The sequence below is a fragment of the Halochromatium roseum genome, assembly GCF_016653315.1.
Classification (GTDB): domain Bacteria; phylum Pseudomonadota; class Gammaproteobacteria; order Chromatiales; family Chromatiaceae; genus Lamprobacter; species Lamprobacter roseus.
Genome location: NZ_NHSH01000057.1, coordinates 175,216 through 195,333 on the forward strand (window position 1 = coordinate 175,216; position 20,118 = coordinate 195,333).

General features: G+C 62.7%; 18 protein-coding genes and 1 pseudogene. 7 read left to right on the forward strand and 12 right to left on the reverse strand.

Annotation, left to right across the window (positions count from 1 at the left end):
• The first annotated feature begins 1 nt into the window (after position 1).
• On the forward strand, positions 2 to 325 hold the full coding sequence (locus tag CCR96_RS12300) for a M48 metallopeptidase family protein (protein WP_201220407.1): 324 nt from the start codon (positions 2 to 4) through the stop codon (positions 323 to 325).
• 186 nt (positions 326 to 511) lie between these two features.
• Positions 512 to 673, forward strand: a pseudogene (locus CCR96_RS12305) (Maf family protein); the annotation flags it as partial.
• Positions 674 to 691: 18 nt separating this feature from the next.
• Here CCR96_RS12305 and CCR96_RS12310 read toward each other — a convergent pair.
• The 4 genes from CCR96_RS12310 to CCR96_RS24225 form a co-directional block, all read right to left on the reverse strand.
• Positions 692 to 1,702 carry a S49 family peptidase gene (locus CCR96_RS12310; protein WP_201220408.1) on the reverse strand — a complete coding sequence of 337 codons (1,011 nt, stop codon included), beginning with the start codon at positions 1,700 to 1,702 and terminating at the stop codon, positions 692 to 694.
• A 126-nt stretch (positions 1,703 to 1,828) separates the two neighbouring features.
• Positions 1,829 to 2,512: an HAD-IA family hydrolase gene (locus CCR96_RS12315; protein WP_242518994.1), complete on the reverse strand. Its 684-nt coding sequence runs from the start codon at positions 2,510 to 2,512 to the stop codon at positions 1,829 to 1,831.
• Entirely contained in the window at positions 2,503 to 3,441 is a 939-nt protein-coding gene (locus CCR96_RS12320) for an RluA family pseudouridine synthase (protein ID WP_201220409.1), read from the reverse strand. Before CCR96_RS12320 ends, CCR96_RS12315 begins: the two co-directional genes overlap by 10 nt.
• 627 nt (positions 3,442 to 4,068) lie before the next feature.
• Positions 4,069 to 4,224 carry a hypothetical protein gene (locus tag CCR96_RS24225; protein WP_207191961.1) on the reverse strand — a complete coding sequence of 52 codons (156 nt, stop codon included), beginning with the start codon at positions 4,222 to 4,224 and terminating at the stop codon, positions 4,069 to 4,071.
• Here CCR96_RS24225 and rne point away from each other — a divergent pair.
• From rne to CCR96_RS12340, 4 genes are read left to right on the forward strand one after another with little or no spacing between them, the layout of a single operon-like run.
• Positions 4,205 to 7,456, forward strand: coding sequence for a ribonuclease E (gene rne, locus CCR96_RS12325; protein WP_201220410.1), 3,252 nt, complete (start codon positions 4,205 to 4,207; stop codon positions 7,454 to 7,456). The two genes, CCR96_RS24225 and rne, sit on opposite strands and share 20 nt — an antisense overlap.
• A gap of 39 nt (positions 7,457 to 7,495) precedes the next feature.
• Entirely contained in the window at positions 7,496 to 8,701 is a 1,206-nt protein-coding gene (locus tag CCR96_RS12330) for a sulfotransferase (protein WP_201220411.1), read from the forward strand.
• Positions 8,695 to 9,888, forward strand: a complete 1,194-nt coding sequence (locus CCR96_RS12335) for a glycosyltransferase (protein ID WP_201220412.1) — start codon at positions 8,695 to 8,697, stop codon at positions 9,886 to 9,888. Before CCR96_RS12330 ends, CCR96_RS12335 begins: the two co-directional genes overlap by 7 nt.
• On the forward strand, positions 9,875 to 10,627 hold the full coding sequence (locus tag CCR96_RS12340) for a DUF2334 domain-containing protein (protein WP_201220413.1): 753 nt from the start codon (positions 9,875 to 9,877) through the stop codon (positions 10,625 to 10,627). Before CCR96_RS12335 ends, CCR96_RS12340 begins: the two co-directional genes overlap by 14 nt.
• Positions 10,628 to 10,759: 132 nt before the next feature.
• On the opposite strand, the gene CCR96_RS12345 is transcribed toward CCR96_RS12340, so the two are convergent.
• Both CCR96_RS12345 and CCR96_RS12350 read right to left on the reverse strand, forming a co-directional pair.
• Entirely contained in the window at positions 10,760 to 11,269 is a 510-nt protein-coding gene (locus CCR96_RS12345) for a low molecular weight protein-tyrosine-phosphatase (protein WP_201220414.1), read from the reverse strand.
• 120 nt (positions 11,270 to 11,389) lie between these two features.
• The gene (locus tag CCR96_RS12350) at positions 11,390 to 11,956 is read right to left on the reverse strand and encodes a hypothetical protein (RefSeq protein WP_201220415.1); all 567 of its coding nucleotides are present in this window, start codon (positions 11,954 to 11,956) and stop codon (positions 11,390 to 11,392) included.
• Between the two features lie 270 nt (positions 11,957 to 12,226).
• Between CCR96_RS12350 and CCR96_RS12355 the strand changes: the two genes are divergently transcribed.
• Positions 12,227 to 12,517, forward strand: a complete 291-nt coding sequence (locus CCR96_RS12355; RefSeq protein ID WP_201220416.1) for a hypothetical protein — start codon at positions 12,227 to 12,229, stop codon at positions 12,515 to 12,517.
• A gap of 101 nt (positions 12,518 to 12,618) precedes the next feature.
• Here the strand turns inward: CCR96_RS12355 and kdsB are convergent, their stop codons facing one another.
• The 6 genes from kdsB to CCR96_RS12385 all read right to left on the reverse strand — a co-directional run bounded on the left by kdsB (position 12,619) and on the right by CCR96_RS12385 (position 20,102).
• Positions 12,619 to 13,431: a 3-deoxy-manno-octulosonate cytidylyltransferase gene (gene kdsB / locus CCR96_RS12360; protein ID WP_201220417.1), complete on the reverse strand. Its 813-nt coding sequence runs from the start codon at positions 13,429 to 13,431 to the stop codon at positions 12,619 to 12,621.
• Positions 13,428 to 14,600 (reverse strand): tetraacyldisaccharide 4'-kinase, encoded by a 1,173-nt coding sequence (gene lpxK / locus CCR96_RS12365; protein WP_338035872.1) that lies wholly within the window; start codon positions 14,598 to 14,600, stop codon positions 13,428 to 13,430. The genes kdsB and lpxK overlap by 4 nt, the downstream gene beginning before the upstream one ends.
• A gap of 1 nt (position 14,601) precedes the next feature.
• Positions 14,602 to 16,371, reverse strand: a complete 1,770-nt coding sequence (gene msbA / locus CCR96_RS12370) for a lipid A export permease/ATP-binding protein MsbA (protein ID WP_420827269.1) — start codon at positions 16,369 to 16,371, stop codon at positions 14,602 to 14,604.
• Positions 16,372 to 16,394: 23 nt separating this feature from the next.
• Positions 16,395 to 16,898 carry a biopolymer transporter ExbD gene (locus CCR96_RS12375; RefSeq protein WP_201220420.1) on the reverse strand — a complete coding sequence of 168 codons (504 nt, stop codon included), beginning with the start codon at positions 16,896 to 16,898 and terminating at the stop codon, positions 16,395 to 16,397.
• Entirely contained in the window at positions 16,895 to 17,524 is a 630-nt protein-coding gene (locus CCR96_RS12380) for a MotA/TolQ/ExbB proton channel family protein (protein WP_201220421.1), read from the reverse strand. Before CCR96_RS12380 ends, CCR96_RS12375 begins: the two co-directional genes overlap by 4 nt.
• A gap of 100 nt (positions 17,525 to 17,624) precedes the next feature.
• Positions 17,625 to 20,102: a DNA internalization-related competence protein ComEC/Rec2 gene (locus CCR96_RS12385; protein WP_201220422.1), complete on the reverse strand. Its 2,478-nt coding sequence runs from the start codon at positions 20,100 to 20,102 to the stop codon at positions 17,625 to 17,627.
• Between the last annotated feature and the right edge of the window lie 16 nt (positions 20,103 to 20,118).

Consider the following 20,118-nt stretch of genomic DNA (forward strand, 5'->3'; position numbering starts at 1 on the left):
GATGGCCGATGCCGCACGCAAGCAGGCGTTCAAGCACCGGGTCCGCGAATGGGCGGACCGGTTGGACGTAAAGGTCGTCCAGCTCAGCGTCCGCCCCATGCGCAGGAAGTGGGCGTCCTGCTCCACTAACGGACGGCTGAATTTCAACGACGAGTTGCTCGGGCTGGATACCGGGCTGTGGGACTACGTCATCGTCCACGAGTTGCTGCATTTCTCGGTGCCCAATCACGGCAAGCTCTGGAAGAGCCTGATGCAGGCGCACCTGGGGGATTACGCGGCGATGGAGGCACGGTTGGCGGACATGGCCAGCTCGGCGCGAGATTGACCCATTGCTTCGCTGGCACTTAGCGCCGCCTGGTGGCGGCGGGCCGACTGGAAGTCGGCGGGTCTCAGGGCGCGCCGGCGGGCGTAAGGGCGGCGTCTTGGTGCAACATATCGTTGAGATTCGTGAGATGGTCGAGCCGGCCGATGTTCCCGGATGCCCAGCATCTTATGAACGACTGATGGCGATCTCCGCTTCCAGACCGCCGCGCCGGATTGCGACGAGACGCGCCTCGCCGATGAGCCACCGCAAGCACTGGTCCAACGGCTCGCCGAGGCGAAGGCACGCGCGGTCGCGGCACAGTTTCCGGATGCGCTGATCATCGGCTCGAATCAGGTCGCCTGCCTGGACGCAGTCCCCGCTTAGACCCTATCTCAAGCTGGGAGTCCCGGCGCCAATGCGCTCTGCAAGCGTGTTGGCTAGGCTGGTGCCAACGCGCTCTGCCACGCGCTCCCAGAGGTCGCGTTCCTGGCTGTAGTCGACCAGCGTTTCTGCACCGACGATCTCTCGAGCCACGTAGGACGGGCTGCCAAGACCATCACTGAGGCCAAGCTCGACGCTTTCTTGGCCGGTCCAGAACAGGCCGCTGAACAGCTCCGGTCCGCCCTTGAGGCGGTCGCCACGACCCTCTTTCACCGCGGCGATGAATTGCTCATGGAGGTTGTCCAAGAGCCCTTGGATGAACTGTCGATCCCACTCATCAAAGTTGGAGAAGGGATCGAGGATGCCCTTGTGCTCGCCGGCGGTGAGCAACCGGCGCTGGATGCCAAGCTCATTGATGACACGCTGGAAGCCAAAGCTGTCCAGGCGCACGCCGATAGAGCCGATCAGCGTGGCGCGGTCGACGTAGATCTCATTGGCGGCACTGGCAATGTAATAGGCGCCCGATGCGCACATATCAGCGGCAACCGCATAGACCGGCTTATCGGGGTACGTCTCGCGCAGGCGCTGGATCTCGTCGAACACGTAGCCGGACTGCACTGGGCTTCCACCCGGACTGTTGATGCTCAAGATGACGGCCTGAGCGTTCTCGGCCTCGAAGGCGTTGCGCAACCCCTTAATGATGCGATCTGCACTGGCGTTCGTCTTGTCCGCGATCAGCCCTTCAACCTTGACGACGGCCGTATGCTCACCAGCCGAGCCCATCGAGCCACCGATGCCATCCATGACAAGCGTGATCGAGAGCAAGAGCAGATAGGCGAGGATGCCAAATTTGAGCACCAGTCCCCAGCGCCGAGAGCGTCGTTGTTGACGCAGAAATTCGGCCGCCATGCGATTGATCAGCGCGCGCTCCCATTCCGGATCATGGGTGGCTGGCATCTGTTGGCCTGCGGTCAGATCGCTGTTTTTCCAGCGACTGATCCAAGAGGGTAATGTCATGTCTAGGCTCCGCTAGCAGTCGAGCGAGTATTCATCTTCCGAAGTGGCGCCGTGCGAAGTAGCGCCGCGCCCTGCGCGTTAGGCCCTCTGGAACTCGGCAGGCCTCGGCTGTTATTCTCCACGGGATCAGCGCAGCAACCACTCCGAGAGCGAGGCGATCGAGGCCGCGCAGCCCAGTGGTCGATGTTCGAGAAGCCGCGCCGGGGACTGGGTGCCATAACCCACGGCCAGCGCTCGAACGCCGGCGTTTTGGGCCATCTGTAAATCGTAATCGGTATCGCCGATCATCAGTGTTTCTGCTGGCCTAACGCCAAGCTCATCCATCAGTTCGTGCAGCATTCCAGGGTGCGGTTTCGAGGCGGTCTCCTCCGCACAACGGGTTGCGTGAAACCAGGGGCGCAACCCGGTCTGGTCGAGGGCCTGATCAAGGCCCTTTCGGCTCTTGCCGGTGGCCACTGCCAAGAGCCGGCCGCGCTGGTGCAAGGCTTCGACAAGTGTCTTCGCGCCCTCGAAGAGCGGCGTTGGGATGCTGTTGGCAACCAAGAAATGGTGCCGATAGCGCGCAATGATCTCGCTCAGATCCTGGTCTATGCTGACCCCGGGCAGGCGTAGGATCGCCTCTTCGAGACCCAGGCCGATGACCTCGCGCACCGCGGCCGATGGCGGCGGCGCGCGGCCGATATCGGTGAATGCCGCTTGCATGCTAGCGACGATACGCCCCTCTGAATCCATGAGTGTCCCGTCCCAGTCGAACACCACCAGCTCGATGGCGTGCAGCTCCGGCATTGCAGCATTGTGGGTTACGTCCAAGATTGCTCCTCGAGTCTGCTCAGGACTGCCTCTAAGCGCTTAGGCAGTGGTGCCGTGACATGCACCAGCGGTCCGTCTTCCTGCGAGCGGAAACTCAGGGCCGCGGCATGTAAAAACAAGCGTTTTAATCCGAACGCCTTCAGGCGCTCATTATCAGCCGGATCACCATACTTCGGATCGCCAGCAACTGCGGCCCCCAGGTGCGCGGCATGGACCCGAATCTGATGTGTGCGCCCGGTATCGAGCTCTGCCTCGACCAGCGTAAAGGGACCGAGGCGTCGTCGCACACGGAACCAGGTTCGTGAGGGCTTACCTTCTGCCGGGTCAACGCGGACCACTCGCTCAGCACCGCGCACTCGATCAGTGCGCAGCGCAACCACGACCTCGATCTCAGGTCGCGAAAACGGCCCGCAGAGCAACGCCAGGTAGCGCTTGTCGACCTCGCCATCGCGCAATTGTGCATGCAAACGCCGCAACGCACTGCGGCGCTTGCTGATCAGCAGGCAGCCGGAGGTATCGCGATCCAGCCGATGGACCAGTTCGAGTTCGGCACCGGGGCGCATCGCGCGCAGCGTTTCGATCACCCCTAGGGTGATGCCGCTACCACCGTGCACGGCAAGACCGGCCGGTTTGTTCAGCACCAGCAGACGTTCGTCTTCGTACAGCAGCGCCTCGTCAAGACGCGCTCGAAGCTGAGTCGAGGGCGCGATGGCTTCACCCTGCGCCGGCAGTCGTAGTGGCGGCAAGCGCACTTGATCTCCGGCTTCTAGCCGTTGTGAAGGCCGCGCGCGCCCCTTATTGACCCTAACCTCGCCGCGGCGTAACAAGCGATAGACGAGACTGCGCGGCACGCCTTTCAACTGCGCCAGCAGAAAATTGTCGATCCGCTGGCCAGCAAGATCGGCGCTGACCTCTACCCACCGCACCATCGGGTCTTGCGACGGGCCTCGCGACAGTTGATCCGTCTGCGCAGTCGCTGCGCTTGCTGCAGCTGGGGCGGCGGCAGAACGCGGATTGGCGACAGAAGCACGCGGCACATGGCGAGCTGTGCGATTCGGCTTGGGGCGGGCGTGCTTGGGGTGCTTAGATGTCGACTTCAGGGTCAATTGCCGGTACCGGGAAAGCTTGCTAGCATTCACGTCTTGTGCTGCGTAGAAAGGTACCTGCGCGTGCCAGACGTCATGGGGAGGAGCAGCATAAGACAGGGTGAGCGTCGGCCCGAGCGAATCGCGATGGTCCGAGCGAGGTCAAAGGTTACTGGCTCCGGAGGTTGACGCTACACCAGCTCGCGAAGCCGATCACCCCGCACTTGGGGACTGACCCGATGCACGAGGCGTAAGGCCAGCCAACAGTATGGCGCATCGCCAAGCCAATTGTGACACCGGTTATGACACGCGTTGTAACACTCGGTCGCAATTTCCGACTCCCCACTGGTTTTCAACGAGCATCGGCGTGTCGCCGGTGACTCGACAGGGTGACTGGTGCACTGCGCCAGACACCATAGGTTAATTGAAAGCGCGTGCCTAAGGCATGCCACGGGTTCGATAATGGACTGTTCAGCGCGAACGCCGCGCGGGCAGATCAACCCGGGCTCCTGGGTGCGGCGGCACATGAAGCCGCTCGCGCGCGCCGCCACAACCGAGCTTATCGGCGGTGAAGCGTGCCTCGCGCCAAGGCGAGAGATCCACAACGATGAAAAGAATGTTGATCAATGCAACTCAGCCTGAGGAGTTGCGGGTGGCCATCGTCGACGGTCAACAATTGTACAACCTAGATATCGAGAGTGCAGGACGCGAACAGAAAAAGGCCAACATCTACAAAGGCACCATCACTCGCGTAGAGCCTAGCCTTGAGGCGGCCTTCGTCGACTACGGCTCAGATCGTCACGGATTTCTGCCATTGAAGGAGATCGCGCGCAGCTATTTCCGGCAAGATGCACCCAAGCCTGGCACGCGCGCCAGCATCAAGGAACTGATCAAGGAAGGCCAGCAAGTTATGGTGCAGATCGACAAGGAGGAGCGCGGCAACAAGGGCGCGGCCTTGACCACCTTCATCTCCCTGGCCGGCCGTTACCTGGTCTTGATGCCGAACAACCCGCGTGCCGGCGGCGTCTCGCGTCGCATCGAGGGCAACGACCGTTCCGACCTGCGCGAGGTACTGAGTCAGCTTGAGCTGCCCGAGGACATGGGCCTGATCGTGCGCACCGCGGGGGTCGGCAAGAACGCCGAGGAGTTGCAGTGGGATCTCAACTACCTGCTGCAGCTCTGGGACGCGATCAAGACCTCTGGTGAAGCGCGCAAGGCGCCCTTTTTGATCTATCAAGAGAGCGATGTCATCATTCGCTCGATGCGCGACCATCTGCGCGTGGATATCGGCGAGATCGTTGTCGACGACGCCAAGGTGTATGAGAAGGCTGAAGCCTTCATGCGCCAGGTGATGCCGAATAACCTGAAAAAGCTACGGCTGTATCTGGACGAGGTGCCGTTGTTCACGCGTTATCAGATCGAGAGCCAGATCGAGTCGGTGTTCCAACGCGAGGTCCGGCTGCCCTCCGGTGGCTCGCTCGTCATCGATCAAGGCGAAGCGCTGACGGCCGTCGACATCAACTCCGCGCGCGCCACCAAAGGCGCCGATATCGAGGAGACAGCACTCAATACCAACCTAGAGGCGGCCGACGAGATCGCCCGTCAACTCCGCCTGCGCGACCTCGGCGGCCTGTTCGTGATCGATTTCATCGATATGACGCCGGCGAAGAATCAGCGCGAGGTCGAGAATCGCCTGCGCGACGCCCTCAAGCATGATCGTGCCCGGGTTCAGGTGGCGCGGATCTCGCGCTTTGGCCTGCTGGAGATGTCGCGACAGCGTCTGCGCCCGTCGCTTGGTGAGTCGAGCCAGCTGGTGTGTCCACGCTGCAAGGGCCAGGGCACTATCCGCGGCGTCGAGTCGTTGGCCCTCTCGGTGCTGCGGATCGTCGAGGAAGAGGCGATGAAGGACCGCACCTCACGCATCATCGCGCAGCTGCCGGTTGAGGTCGCGACCTTCCTGTTGAACGAGAAGCGCCGCCAGATCCTACAGATCGAGGAGCGCCAGAAGGTCGATGTGGTGCTGATCCCGAACCGGCACCTGGAGACACCGGACTATGAGATCGAGCGCATCCGCGCTCAGGACACGGAGCGCCTCGCCGATAACGAGATGAGCTACGACCTGACCGCACAGCCAGCGCAGGCTGAGCCAACCTTTGCGCGGCCGCATATCATCCCGCGTCCGGAAGAGCCCGCGGTGAAGGCCTTGGCCCCCTCGATGCCGGCACCGCAGCGGCCTGAACGACAGGATGATGAGCAGCCCCCGAGGCTAGCGACCGCGGCCGACAGTGCAAGCGAGCAAGGGCGGCGCACCGAGAGCGTACTCAAGCGGATCTGGTCAACACTCTTCGCGTTGCCGAATGATCAGCCGGGCGACGCATCGGCAGACCATCACGCTGGCACTCGATCAGAACAGGCGGCGGGCAGCGGTCCGCGAGCCCATCGGTCCGGCTCGTCGGACGCAAAAAGCCCGCGCTCTGATCGCGGACGCAGCGGCAGCGACCCAGGCAGTCGTAGCCAACGTGGCGAGCGCCGTTCGCGTCGTTCGAACGCGGCTAGCCAAGATCGTGCAGGGCTGAACGAGACGGTTGCAGCTAAGGACACAGACAGCACGACTAGCCCGGCCACCGAGAACGACAGCAGCTCACAGCGTTCCAAAGAGGAGCAACCGCAGACCGCTGCAAACGGCAACGCGCAGAGTACAGGTCAGTCGCGACGCAATAGCTCTCGCCGCGGTTCACGGGGTGGTCGCGGTCGGCGGAATCAACCGAGTACCGACAGCTCAAGCGCAGCAATCGACGAGGCGAGCAACAGCGCGACCACGACCGACGAACAGTCGCCGTCAGCCAACGCAAAGCGCGCTGCGGTGCCAGTCTCCTCATCCAGGGCGCTGGTCGCGAGTGAATCGAGCGCTAACGCGGACGAGGCCCCAAAAGGCCGCAAGCCCCCGGTTGCGGAAGAAGCGAATGCTGACCAGGGGGGGTCCAGTGCTCGCTCGGCTGTTCAGTGTGCTGAGGAGAGCGCCGAGGAGAGCGCTAAGGAAGCAAGCCTAGAGTCGGGTCCAGAGGATGGCGACGCAAAGCCTTCGAGCCGAACACGATCAAGCCGACGTCGTCGTGGTGGGCGAGGCCGTCGGCGCACTGAAGCCAACGGCAATGCGAGCGAGCAGCAAGAAGCGCCGGCTTCGGCAGCAAGCAGCGAAGCGGCGATCGAATCAGCGCCTGCCTCCATCCCTCAGCCGAGCGCAACATCCGCGGCGGCATCCGAGGTGGCCCTGGTCCGGGCCGACGACGGACCTGCGAGACGAGCAAAGCGCGACGACGCGGGGCCGGATGAGGCCGTCCACGGCGGACAAGATCACTCTGAAAGGGCATCAGTGAAACCGACCGCTCCGACGGACGATGCGCCTCAAGCACCGGGATCACCGGGATCACCGGGACATGATGATTCCCGCGCCCTGGCTCGGACCGAGCCGAAGCCGACAAAACCAAGCGCCGAGGCAGCTAGCAGCCCAGTCACTGCGCCTAGCCCTCCCCTCTCTGCAGCATCCGCAGCTTCGCTTCAACCCGCTTCAGCTCAGCCGGCTTCAGCTCAGCCGGCTCCAACTCAACAGGTTCCCGTTCAATCAGCCCCCGCGCCACAGACCTTTGTCGCGCCAGCCCCCGAGGCCAAGATCCAGGCTTCGCCAGCGGCCACATCGGCATCCGAGAGCAAAACTCAGTCCGCTCCTGATGTCACATCGGCACCCGAGAACAAGACCCCGGCTCCTGTGCCTGCCGCAGCGCCATCTCCCAAAGCCAGCGCAGCGTCTCCGACATCGAACGATGCTTCCGGCCAGCCATCCAATCCAGCCGGGCAATGAGCGCCGCCCCTTCCAACGCAGAGGCTGATCTCGGCAGTCATGTTTGAGCTTTTCCTGATCTCAGCCAAGCGATTCGTCGGCCTGGTTGTCTCGAGTCTGACGACCTCTGCGGACGGCCGCGCAGCATTGCGACCACGACGGATCTTGATCATGCTCGGCTTCTTGCCTGTGTTTGCGCTCGGTCAGGCACTTCATTGGCTCGGTTTTCTGCTGGATGATCTGTTCTTCCGCGGCTGGCGCCGGGTGCAGGTCGAGGCACCGGTCTTCGTGCTCGGCGTCCCGCGCAGTGGCACCACGCGTCTACACCAGGTACTGGCCCAGGATGAGCAGTTCACCACATTCCGCACCTGGGAATGCCTGTTCGCCCCATCGGTCACCCAGCGCCTGTTCTTCCTCGAGCTTGCGCGAGCCGATCGGGCCGTCGGCGCCCCAATCGCGCGTCTGCTGCGCAAGATCGAGCGGCGGGTCTTCTCCGGGCTCGATGATGTCCACCCGATGGGGCTGACGACCCCTGAAGAGGACTACTTCGCGCTGATGCCGGTCCTCTCCTGCTTTATCCTCGCGTTGCCCTTCCCCAACTTCGAGCACATTTGGCGCGTCGGTCGCTTCGATGCCGATCTGGAGCCGGCCGAGCGCAAGCGCCTGCTCGCTTTCTACGAGGCCTGTCTCAAGCGCCATCTGTACGTGCATGGTGCCGGAAAGCGCCTGTTGTCGAAGAACGCGGCCTTTGCACCCTTGGCACAGAGTCTCGCGCAGCGCTTCCCAGACGCCCGCTTCATCGTTAGTCTACGCGATCCGCTGGAGACCGTGCCGTCTCAGCTCAGTTCGATTGGCCCAGGACTGGCCTTCTTTGGCGTGCCGGCCGATAGTGAGCCGGTGCGTCAGCGACTCACCGCTCAGCTTGCCTTTTACTATGAGAATCTTGGTCGACTGCGCGAACAGCTCCCCGAGTCGCAACATGCAGCGCTTGGCATGCAAGACTTACGCAGTGGCCTCGGCGTGACCTTAAAGGCTGTCTACAACCGCTTTGGACTGCCCGTGTCGGCCGCCTTTGGGCAGGTGCTCGAGCACGAAGACGGCCAGTCTCGCAGCTACAAGAGCAGCCATCATTACAGTCTCGAGCAGTTCGGCCTCACCCGCGCAACCGTCTCGGAGCGATTCGCCGCCGCTTATCGTCATCCGGTGCTCGCGCCGGTAGCCGCTGCGCAACCTGCTGTGCTAGAAACCCGGTCCGCGTCATGCTGAACTCCTCTCAGCCCCCAGCGCCAGTATCGGCCTTGGCCATCGAAGCCGATCAGGCACGAGCCACCGCCGATGCAAGGGGGCTTAGGGTCGCGATCATCTCCGACGCAGCGCCCGAGCGTAATGGTGTCGGCACCTACTATCAGGACTTGGCCGAACACCTAAAAGCAGTGGGCGCCAAGGTCGAGTTGATCTCACCACGCTTCCGCACCAGTCGCTGGTACGGTGGCCTGGCCATGCCCATGCCAGGTGATCCAACGCAGCGTTTTCTCATCCCGCAGCCGAGGCTCATCAGTCGACGGCTCAAGCGGCTCGATCCCAACGCCATTATCATCGCCACGCCTGGCCCCTATGGCATGCTCGGCTTGATCCTAGTACGCCGCTATGGCGCTCGACTGGTAGTCGGCTTTCACACCCATTTCGAACGCCTTGCCGCGCTGAACAATCACTGGCGGCTGTTTGGCGTGCTGGCCCAGACCTACCTCAACATCTGCCATCGCGCGCTGTTTAAGGCCAGCCATCTGGTGCTCGCCAATTCTGATGAGATGCTCGACGTTGCCCGATCAATCGGGGCCTCTAAGGTCGGCCTGATGGGCACCCCGATCCCGAAGCACTTCCTCGATGTGCCGATCAGTCCGCTGCGGCCCCAGATCAAGCAGGTGCTGTTTGCCGGTCGGCTCGCCCCGGAGAAAAATCTTGGCGCCGTGGTCGAGGCGGCTGAGGCCCTGCCAAAACTGCAGTTCCAGATCGCCGGAGATGGCCCGCTGCGAGATTGGGTTGAACAAGAGGCCGCCCGCCTGCCGAACCTCGAGTACGTTGGTTGGGTCCGACGCCAGGAGATCCTGCCCCTGATCGATCGCACCGACCTCCTGGTGCTGCCCTCGACGATCGAATCATTTGGGACCATCGCCCTCGAGGCCATGGCTCGCGGCCGCTTAGTGGTGGTCTCATCACAGTGCGGCATCCTGAGCTGGGATCATCTCAACCGCGCCCTGTTTCAAATGCGCGCCGATGAAACGCTCGCCAGCGCACTGATGCGCGTTTGCGCGCTGGATCAGGACATTCTCGAACGCAAGGCATTGCTCGGACGTGAGGCGGCGCGAGAGATCAACGATCGTAATCTACGCCACTGGATATCGGTGCTGCGCGACCAAGACCCGCAAGGCCTCGAGCAGTATGAAGCCGATTGAGCACTTGCCATTAGCGACGGAGGCGGCCCTACCAACGGCGTTGATCTCTGTCCACGACCTGATGCCTGAGACCATGCCGGCAGTGCATCAGACACTGAAGCAGCTCGAACAGCATCGGCTGACACCCGTCACCTTGCTCGTCGTGCCTGGGCGTCACTGGAACCGCAGCGGGATCGAAACGTTGCGAAGCCTAGAGCGCGATGGCTACCGCCTCGCCGGTCATGGCTGGTGCCATCAGGCCGAGCGTATCGGTGGGTTCTACCACCGCCTGCACAGCCTGTTTCTGTCGCGTCGTGTCGCCGAGCATCTGGCACTGGATGAGGCTGGGATTATTGCCCTGATCAATCGCTGCTACGCCTGGTTTGGCGAGCAGGGTCTAACACCGCCAACGCTCTATGTTCCGCCGGCCTGGGCCATGGGCTGCATCTCGATCCCGCGCCTACGCGAATCCTGTCCGTTTTCCCTTTACGAACGCTTCGATGCTGTCATCGACAGCGCTGCCGAACGGGCGCACCCTCTGCCACTCACCGGCTACGAGGCAGACAGCGCGCTGCGTGCCCCGGTGTTGCGGCTCTGGAATCGCTGGAACTGGCGCAGTGCCCAACGCCAAGGTCTGCCCATCCGCATCGGCATCCACCCAGGTGATCTCGAGCTTCGGCTGGCCGATGATCTCAAGCGCGACCTGTCGCGATCGATCAGGCCTGTCGATTACGATAGCCTGCTCGGTGCCGCTGGCTAGATCAACCAGCAAAGGCCGCCGTTGTCAGCGCCGCCAACCACCAAGATGGCCTAAGTCGTTACCCAGGTGCCACCTCCCGATCATCGTCCTGCAGCAGTGCCCACATCGGATAGCGGTTGATGGACAACATGTCTAATCCTGCACTGACTCGATCCGCTCGCGGCGAATCGCCTCCAGCAGCCCCCGCGCGGCTGCGTCGACCATATCGAACACGGCGTCGAAGCCATTGGCTCCGCCGTAGTAGGGATCTGGCACCTCGCGTCGCTCCAAATGTGGCGCGTAGTCCATGAACAATCGTAGCCGCTCCTCGAAGCCCTGAGGACAAAGCGCTGACAAGGCGCGGTGATTGTCCTCGTCCATTGCCAGCACATAGTCGAACCGCTCAAAGTCCTCGGCCAACGCGCGTCGCGCGCGCTGCCGCGAAAGATCGATCCCGCGCCGCCGTGCCGTCTCTCGTGCGCGCGGGTCTGGCGGCTCGCCAACGTGATAGGCGTGTGTCCCCGCCGAGTCGATCTCGATGAGATGCGACAACCCCTCCTCGATCACCAGCTTGGTGAACACCCCTTGCGCCGTGGGCGACCGGCAGATATTACCCATGCAGACGAAGAGCACCCTGATGCGACTATTAGGAATCTGATTCATCGATTTGTTACCGTATTCTTGTACTGAAGATGTGAATCGGAGCTCTTGCCCGACGGTGACTCAGGTTCGCCTGAGAGCAGACCCGGTAAGAGCGTTTGCGCCCTCGGTGCAGCACGCCCATCAGCGGCGCCGAAATGGGAGCCCCTCTTGCTGACCGCGAATATTGACGCGATGTCGCTCGGCGCGACGACGAATATCCGCTGCGGCGTCTCTTGCAGGAACGCGGTCAGCGCCTAGGTTTGTCTGCGGCGCGATGCGCTGCTGGTGCTCGGCGCGGTCGATCGCACGCGCGTTGCGTTGTTGGAGCGCACGAAGATCCAGCTGTTGTGAGCGTTCGATGGTTTCCAGCTGCCGTTGTTGCTTGAGATCGAGCGGCGCGACGCGATTCCGATACGCTCGCTGATTCTGCTCTAGCTCGATCCAGCCGCGCGCAGCATGGCGTTCTTGCGTCGAGCCTAGGGCGTTGGCGCTATCTGATGAAACCTGCGCCACCACTGGCAATCCGTGAGCAACCAAGATCAGCAGCAGCAGACTAAAGGTGCGGCATCTTTTATCTCGGATAGCGAGATCGGACTGGCAGCCTCGAGGCATCGCACGCACCGCGTTGGTGCAGAAAGAGGGTCGCTTGATCCAATTCTTACCCACTCGCACCCCGTTGTTTCCGTGGTTTTCGATAACGTTTTGCATGATCGCCCCCTGCATCAGGCCCGCTCGGTCGACCGAATTTCGGGATTCGTATGCCAATACCAGATGTTGGCACTGATGCTGCATATACTTCAGTGAGGCGGAAACCTCCCTCTCTGCCATTTCCGTCCTCTGACCTCCTCAGTGGTGAATTGCCCCGCGACTTCGCGGGGCATTTTTTTATCCGCTAAAGCATCCATATCCTGTCTTGTTGACGATACAGCTTGACGATACAGCTTGTTGACGATACAGAATGAATGCGCGAGACCGCTGATGACCAACGACGCCTTCAACCAACGCCTGCGCTCACTGATCGGACGCAACTGCTGCTATTTTGGCCGCGACTGCAGGATCGTCGAGATCCTGAGCGATAGCGACAACGAGCAGGGGCATCTGGTTCTCGAGGCCTTTGACGCAGTCCCCCCGATCCAGACCGACCAGTTCGGCCAGGCGGTGTTCCGTGCTAACGAGCACATTGAGGTCCCAATCCAAGGTTCTCAGGGCGAGTTTTCAGAGGAACTGATGCATCTGCTCGACGGGCTCGAGACCGGGGCTGTGCGCTAGGCACTGTCATTCCAGACACTCCTACAGGCTACTAAAGAAGGGCATCCCAGGCATTCGGTGTGTGGGCGTACGCGCCCTCTCAGTCGCAACATCACATCACATCACGCCTGCTCCGGCCCACGACCTCCCTCTTCGTTCGCCTCCAGCCAACGCGCGACGCGCTGGACATCATCTGGCGTGTCGACCCCTGGACCTGGCAAGGTTTTGGCCTCCGACACATGGATGCGCTCGCCATGCCAGAGCACCCGCAGCTGCTCCAGGGATTCCGCCTGTTCAAGCGGTGACGGCGGCCAGCTGACGTAGCGCGCCAAGAAACCGGCATGGTAGGCGTATAGCCCGATGTGGCGCAGGAAAGGCACAGCGCGCGACAGCTGCGTCTGATCGCGGAGAAATTCGTCGCGATGCCAGGGCACTGGGGCGCGGCTGAAGTACAGCGCATAGCCGTTGCAATCGGTAAGCACCTTGACCACATGCGGATCGAACAGCGAGGCAGCATCCTCGATGCGACACGCCAGGGTCGAGAGACCCGCGTCGGGATGATGGGCCAACCCACGCGCGACCTGATCGATCAGCATCGGCGAGATGCCCGGCTCATCGCCCTGCAGGTTGACGACGATGTCCACCGTGTCCCAACCCCGAATCTCAGCAACCTCGGCGATGCGTTCCGAACCGCTGCAATGATCAGCGCGCGTCATCACCACCTCGGCGCCGAACGCAACACAGGCCTCGGCGATGCGAGGATCATCGGTCGCGATCAGCACCTCAATGGCCGAACTGGCGCAGGCTCGCTCCCACACCCAAGCGATCAGAGGTCGCCCGCCGATCTCGATCAGCGGCTTACCCGGCAGACGGGTAGCGCCGTAGCGCGCGGGAATCACCACGCGAAAGGGCTGTTCGACAGTGTCTCTACTCATGACTCCAGTGTTCCTGGCTCCCTAGTGTTCATGGCTCCAGTGTCCTGCTGCGCTTGATGGGCGCCTGTGCCTGGCCTGTGCCTGGCCTGTGCCTGAATGCGCTCCAGCGCCCTGTCCAATGCCCTGATGCAGCGCGGCTCGAGGACGGCTGTTACCGGCACAGACCAATGCGCCGGCCCGGCGAAGCTGCGGCATTTAACGGCATCCTTCTCGGTCATCAGCACCGGTCCATCGGGCCAGTGGCGCAGCTCATCGGCAGTGTACCGATAATGATCCGGATAGGTCAGCGATCTGACCGTCAGGCCAAGCCCACGCAACATTGCAAAGAAACGCTGCGGATGACCGATACCAGCGACTGCTGTGACTGGCTGCCCTGCAAAAGCGACCAAAGGACGCCGACGCGACAGATCAACCAGGTTCAGCGCGTCAGCGGGTTCCAGCCGCATCTGAAACGCATCCAGCGCACCGCAGCCATTCTCGATCACCAGATCGACGTGGCGTCGCCGGCCAACCGGCTCACGTAATGGCCCGGCCGGCAGACAACGACGATTGCCAAAACCGCGCTCGCCATCGACGACGAGGATCTCGAGCTGTCGCCGCAGCCGATAATGCTGGAGCCCGTCATCGGTAATCACCAGATCGCAGCCGCATTGCTCAGCGAGGTCGCATGCTGCCGCGACGCGGTCACGGCACACCATCACTGGGCAGCCCGCGCGCTGGGCCAGTAGCAACGCCTCGTCACCAAACTGGCTTGCATCGCCGTCAGCCGGCACCTGACGAGGTTGTTTTCGATGTGCATCGGCCTCGAACTGCTTCCGGCCATAGCCCCGCAGGGCAATGCCAGGCCGATAGCCGCGCTCAGCAAGATACCTCGCTAGCCAGAGTACCAAGGGTGTCTTTCCCGTCCCGCCGACGGTGAGATTGCCAACCACGATTACCGGCACAGGCGCCGAATAGGACGCTAGCCAGCCGCGTTGATAGAGCCAGCGGCGCCATTGCGCAACACCACAGTAGAGCCAGCCGACCGGTGCCAGCAAGACGCCAAGCCAGTGTCCCTGATACCAAACGCGCTCCGGAAGCGCATTTAGCCAGGATTTTAGTCTGTGCTTGAAACGGTCCCGGCGCTCACTGACCGGAATCTGCCCGGGTCGACGATCTATCGCGCCCACGCTAGCTCGGCTCGATCCCGGCATCGGCAAACTGCAGCCGATGCAGACGCGCATAGTAGCCGCCGCGGGCGATCAGATCAGCGTGGGTGCCGCGCTCGACGATACGGCCGGCATCCAGCACCAGGATCTCATCGACGTGCTCAATGGTCGACAGCCGATGTGCGATCACCAGGGTCGTGCGATGCTGCATCAGCGCCGCCAGCGCCGCCTGGATGTGGCGCTCGGCCTCGGTATCGAGTGCCGAGGTCGCCTCATCCAGCACCAGGATTGGAGCGTCCTTGAGCATCGCGCGGGCGATCGCGACGCGCTGGCGCTGTCCACCCGAGAGCAGGATGCCGCGATCGCCCACTAGGGTATCCAGCCCTTCCGGCAACGCATTGATGAAGTCAGTGGCATGCGCAGCCTCGGCAACGCGCTCAAGCTCGGCCCGGCGCGCGCCACCTTTCAACCCATAGGCGATGTTGTTGGCCAGGGTATCGTTGAACAACACCACGTCTTGAGTGACAAGCGAGATCTGCGCGCGCAGGCTGGCCAAGGTCAGCTCGCGGATATCGACCCCATCGATCAGGATCTGCCCCTGAGTCGGATCGTAGAAGCGCGGTAATAGGCTGGCGATGGTCGACTTACCGCTGCCAGAGCGCCCAACCAGGGCAACGCTGCGCCCAGGCTCGATGAGCAGGTTCAGATGCTCGAGCACGGGACCCTTCTCCGGGTCGTAAACCTGGCTCACATTGCGGTATTCGACCCGCCCCTGGGCACGGGTCATCACCTGATCGCCAGTGTCGGTCTCGACCTCGCTATCGATCAGCTCGAACAGGCTCTCAGCTGCGACAATGCCGCGCTGCAACTGCGAGTTCACCGAGGTCAGACGCTTTACCGGGGGCAGCAGCAGGCCCATGGCGACGATAAACGACATGAAGGTACCGACGGTAATATCAGCACGCAGGCCCTGCAGGGTGGAGAGATAGACGATGATCGCGATCGCGATCGCTGCGATCAGCTGCACCAGTGGCACGCTGATCGAGTCGGTGGCGACGATCTTCATCTGCAGCGAGCGCGTCTTCTCGTTCACTGTTGCGAAACGCCGGGTCTCGTAGTCCTCGCCGCCAAAGGCCTTGACCACCCGATGCGCCTCGATCACCTCCTGTGCCGCATGCGACAGCGAGCCCATGCGCTCCTGGACGCGCTTGCCGTAGCGGCGGAAACGCTTGGTCGCATACTTGATCGCCAGCACCATCGCCGGCGCCACCAACAGGAAGATCGCTGACAGTCCCGCGTCGATGTAGAGCATATAGAGGATCAGCGCTAGCGCCGTGAAGCCGTCACGCACCAGCGTTGTCAGCGCCGAGGTCGAGGCGGTGGCGACGTTCTCGACGTTGAAGGTGAACTTGGCGACGATCTGACCAGAACTATGGTGATCATAATAACGCGCCGGGGCCCGCAGCAGATGATTGAACATCTGCTGGCGGAGATCAGCTACCACGCGACGCCCAACCCATTTGAGGCAGTAGGTATTGACAAAGCCGGCCATGCCGCGCACCAAGAAGATGCCAACCAGCACGAACGGCATCATGCGCACCACGTTCGGGTCACGCTCGACAAAGCTGCCATCGAGCAGCGGCTTGATCATGGCCGCAAACAGCGGCTCGGTCAGCCCGAAGACCAACATGCCGGCGATCGAGATCGCAAACATCTTCCAGTACGGGCGCACGTAGCCCAATAGGCGTCGATAGACTTCGCGAGCGCTGGCCTCTTCGGGCGTAGCAAAGATCACGCCCAGTCCGGTTGCTGAGGTCATCGGTCGATCTCCTGCGCTGCGCTTGGCTGTTCCGCCGGTTCCTGTTCCTTTGGCACTGCGCTCGACGCCGAACTCATGGTCTGGCGCGGACTCTGGCTGGCCGCAAACGCCACCTGACTCAGCCCCAGCTGGCCAGCCGCATCGAGCACCTGCATCACCGCTTGATGCTCAGCCTTGGCATCGGCCTTGATCAGGACCGGCAGCTCGCGTTCAGCGCCGACCGCGCCGATCAAGGCCTGCTTCAGGGTCTCGAGATCGGTCCCGATAACCCTTTGTGTGTTGACGTAGAAGCGCCCCGCGTGGTCGACCATCACCTCGACCAGCTCGATCTCCTCGGCCGGTACCGGCTCGGCATCGGCCTCCGGGAGTTGCAGCCGCAACCGTCCCTCGTCGCGGAAGCTGGTCGTGACCATGAAGAAGATCAGCAGCAAGAAGACGACGTCGATCAACGGTGTTAGGTTGATCTCGGGCACTTCGGGGCGATGCGGGCGCAGGTTCACAGTGTCTCTCCGTCGGCGGCCTCGCGCTCGCCTTGCATCACCTCGATCAGCCGCAACGCCTGCTCTTCCATGCCGACCACCAGCTTATCCACCCGGCTGAGAAAATAGCGATGGAACATCAGCGCCGGAATCGCAATCGACAGCCCCGCGGCGGTGGTGATCAGCGCTTGTGATATCCCGCCGGCGAGCACGCCAGGGTCGCCAACGCCAGCGTCCATGATCACCGCAAACACGTCGATCATGCCGATCACGGTACCTAACAGCCCAAGCAGTGGCGTCACCGCGGCGATGGTGCCAAGCGTACTCAGGTAGCGCTCCATGCCGGAGACGACGTGACGGCCGGTATCCTGAATCGCCTCCTTCATCACTTCTCGCGCATGAAACCGGTTCACCAGCCCAGCGGCGAGCATCCGACCGAGTGCCGAGCCTTGTCGGATCTGCTCGATGCGTTGATCGTCAAGCTGAGCGCTGCGCTGCAACTCCCAGATCTGCATCACCAGCCCATCCGGCATGATGCGTTTGCGCCGCAAGGCCCAGAAACGCTCGATCACAATCGCCATTGCGGCAACCGAGCACAGCAGGATCGGCACCATCAGCCAGCCGCCGGCCTTCATCAGATCGAGCACTAGGGAGTTACCTCGGGACGCAAGTGAGCCAACAGATCAGGGCCGCAATCATAACGCACTGCAAAACCATCAGGCCGAGCTTGTACTCGACCGGCGACACCTAGGGCCGGTCACCGGTTGGGACTGCCGGCGCCGGATGGTGGCGCCAAAGCCGATTCGCGCGCTCACGATAAGCAGGCGCGACACGCAGTTCGCCCTGCGGGCCAACAGACAGCTCGATCGCACCCGAACTGGCGGTGTCCAAGCTTGCCGCGCCGGACGCGATCACACGCTCGCGAACCGACTCAGCGGGAAACCCAAAGCGATTCTTCCAGCCCATCGAGAACAGCACCCACTGCGGTGAGACCGCGCTCAAGAAGGGCTGCGTCGTTGAACTCGCACTGCCGTGATGTGCGGCGATCAGCACCTCGGCTGGCAAAGCGCCCGCCGCCTGTTGGAGCAGACGCCGCTCAACCGAGGCCTCGGCATCACCCGGCCAGAGCAGCGCGGTCTCGCCGACCACAATACGCAGCACACAAGAGCTGTTATTACCGTCCTCGATCGGTTCGGTGGGATGCAGGACCGCGAAATCGACCCCATCCCAATGCCACTGCTGTCCGCGCCGACAGGTCTCAACGCGGCGGCCATCGCGGCCAAGATCATGACGATCTTCATGACGATCTGCTTGCTGTCGTTGCTGCTCTGTGAGCGGCTTCTCTGTAGGCGGCTTGCTGGCGCGGACAGCGAGGGCCTTGCCTTCCAACATCCGTTCAATCTCCTCCGGCTCGCCACTGAGAATGCGTCGAGCCTCAACCGAGGCCAGCAGTCCCTGCACACCGCCTGCATGGTCCTGATCCGCATGCGAGACCATCAACAGGTCAATGCTGTTGATGCCCAGGTGCTGAAGATAGGGCGCGATCACCGCCTCACCGGTGTTGAAGCCGCTGCGGAAGCCAGGGCCGGTATCGTAGACCAACGTGTGGCGATGGGTCCGCATCACCGCGGCGAGTCCCTGCCCAACGTCAAGCAGCGTGACCTCAAGCGAGCCAGGCACCGGCGTTGGCGGGCGCAGCAGCCACAACGGCAGCAGCAGCAATGCCCCGAGCCAACGCCCGGGCAGCCCACGCGGGGCCAGCAGGAGCAGCGCACCAAGCCCGGCGACGAGCCAGACCCAATCCGGTCGACCGCCGAGCGACACACTGGCCCAAGGCAGCGAGGCCGCAAACGCGAGCAGGCTATAGCCCTGGTCCAAGAGCCAGTCGACGACAAGCAGGGGCAACGCCCAACCGGTAAGCAGGAAGGTGAGACTGGCGATAAGGATGATCGGCAGCAAGAGCCCGAACAACGGCACGGCGATCAGATTCACGAGCGGCGCAATCACTGATGCACGGCCGAAGAACGCGATCAGCAGCGGCAACAGACCGAGCGCAACGGCCCACTGCGCCGCGCCCCAACGCGCGATCCAACCCGGTGGTCCGAGCCGCCAGCCGAGCGCATAGAGCAGCACCGCAACCGCCCCGAACGAGAGCCAGAAGCCGTAATCCAAGACCGCGGCCGGATCGACTAACAGCACCGCCGCCAACGCCAGCGACAATGCACTCGAGGCGCGCAGCGTTCGGCTGGCGACCATCGCGAGCAAGACCACAGCCAGCATCATCAAGGCCCGCTGCGTCGAGACCGAAAAACCGGCCAAGGCAGCATAGACGAGGGCTGCGAACAGCGCAGCCACCGCCGCCGCGCGCGGGGCCGCAACACGCAACGCCAAGCCTGGAGCCCATACCCAAAGGCGCCGAGCCAACACAAACAGGGCCGCCGAGACGAGCCCGACATGCAGCCCTGAGATCGCGATCAGATGCGACGTCCCCGTGCGCGAAAAGACCGACCATTGCGCTGGCGTCAAGGCGCCGCGATCGCCGATCACCAAGGCCGGCACCAGGGCCGAGCCAACGCCCGTTGGCAGCGCCTCGAGCAGACGCTCACGCAGTCCCTGACGCCAACGATCCAGCCAATATCGCCCAGCCCCAGTCTCGAGCCTTTGCGGCGCAACCTGCATTCGCACATAGCCGGTCGCCTTCACCTGCTGCCGGAACAGCCACCGTTCGTAATCGAAGCCACCAGGATTCATGAACCCGTGCGGCGTCTTCAGCCGCACCTTGAACCGCCAACGCTCGCCGACCTTGAGCTGCGGCGCATCTTTGTACCAAGACAATCTGACGCGGCCAGTGAAATCGCTCGACGGGCCAGCGTCGGACAGGCGCTCGACAGCGAACAGAAAACGCGTCCGCTCAGCTGTCACATCGGGCAGTGAAGCGATGCGGCCCACGATGGTCACATCTTGCTGGGCCAGGGCGTCTGGAAACGGATTGCATAGCAGCGCGCAGGCCCAGAGGTGCGACCAACAGAAGCCGAGGACCAGCGCTGCGAGCGGCCAGCTGATCCGCTGCAGCAAGCGGCCGACGATGGCGAGCAGGAGCAGCGCAACGACCGCAAGGTTCGGGGGTGGATCAGCAGCGATGAAATAGCTACCGGCGCCCAATGCAAAACCAAAGCCGATTGCGGCCAGCCCGCAACGCGGCTCAGCTGTCAGACGCTCGCGCATCACGTACACCGCCGGC

Excerpts from the sequence above, each read along its gene's own strand:
- CCR96_RS12300 (WP_201220407.1), top strand. The coding sequence starts at position 2 with ATGGCCGATGCCGCACGCAAGCAGGCGTTCAAGCACCGGGTCCGCGAA.
- CCR96_RS12310 (WP_201220408.1), bottom strand. The coding sequence starts at position 1,702 with ATGACATTACCCTCTTGGATCAGTCGCTGGAAAAACAGCGATCTGACC.
- CCR96_RS12320 (WP_201220409.1), bottom strand. The coding sequence starts at position 3,441 with ATGGTGCGGTGGGTAGAGGTCAGCGCCGATCTTGCTGGCCAGCGGATC.
- rne (WP_201220410.1), top strand. The coding sequence starts at position 4,205 with ATGAAAAGAATGTTGATCAATGCAACTCAGCCTGAGGAGTTGCGGGTG.
- CCR96_RS12330 (WP_201220411.1), top strand. The coding sequence starts at position 7,496 with ATGTTTGAGCTTTTCCTGATCTCAGCCAAGCGATTCGTCGGCCTGGTT.
- CCR96_RS12335 (WP_201220412.1), top strand. The coding sequence starts at position 8,695 with ATGCTGAACTCCTCTCAGCCCCCAGCGCCAGTATCGGCCTTGGCCATC.
- CCR96_RS12340 (WP_201220413.1), top strand. The coding sequence starts at position 9,875 with ATGAAGCCGATTGAGCACTTGCCATTAGCGACGGAGGCGGCCCTACCA.
- CCR96_RS12345 (WP_201220414.1), bottom strand. The coding sequence starts at position 11,269 with ATGAATCAGATTCCTAATAGTCGCATCAGGGTGCTCTTCGTCTGCATG.
- CCR96_RS12350 (WP_201220415.1), bottom strand. The coding sequence starts at position 11,956 with ATGCAAAACGTTATCGAAAACCACGGAAACAACGGGGTGCGAGTGGGT.
- CCR96_RS12355 (WP_201220416.1), top strand. The coding sequence starts at position 12,227 with ATGACCAACGACGCCTTCAACCAACGCCTGCGCTCACTGATCGGACGC.
- kdsB (WP_201220417.1), bottom strand. The coding sequence starts at position 13,431 with ATGAGTAGAGACACTGTCGAACAGCCCTTTCGCGTGGTGATTCCCGCG.
- CCR96_RS12385 (WP_201220422.1), bottom strand. The coding sequence starts at position 20,102 with ATGCGCGAGCGTCTGACAGCTGAGCCGCGTTGCGGGCTGGCCGCAATC.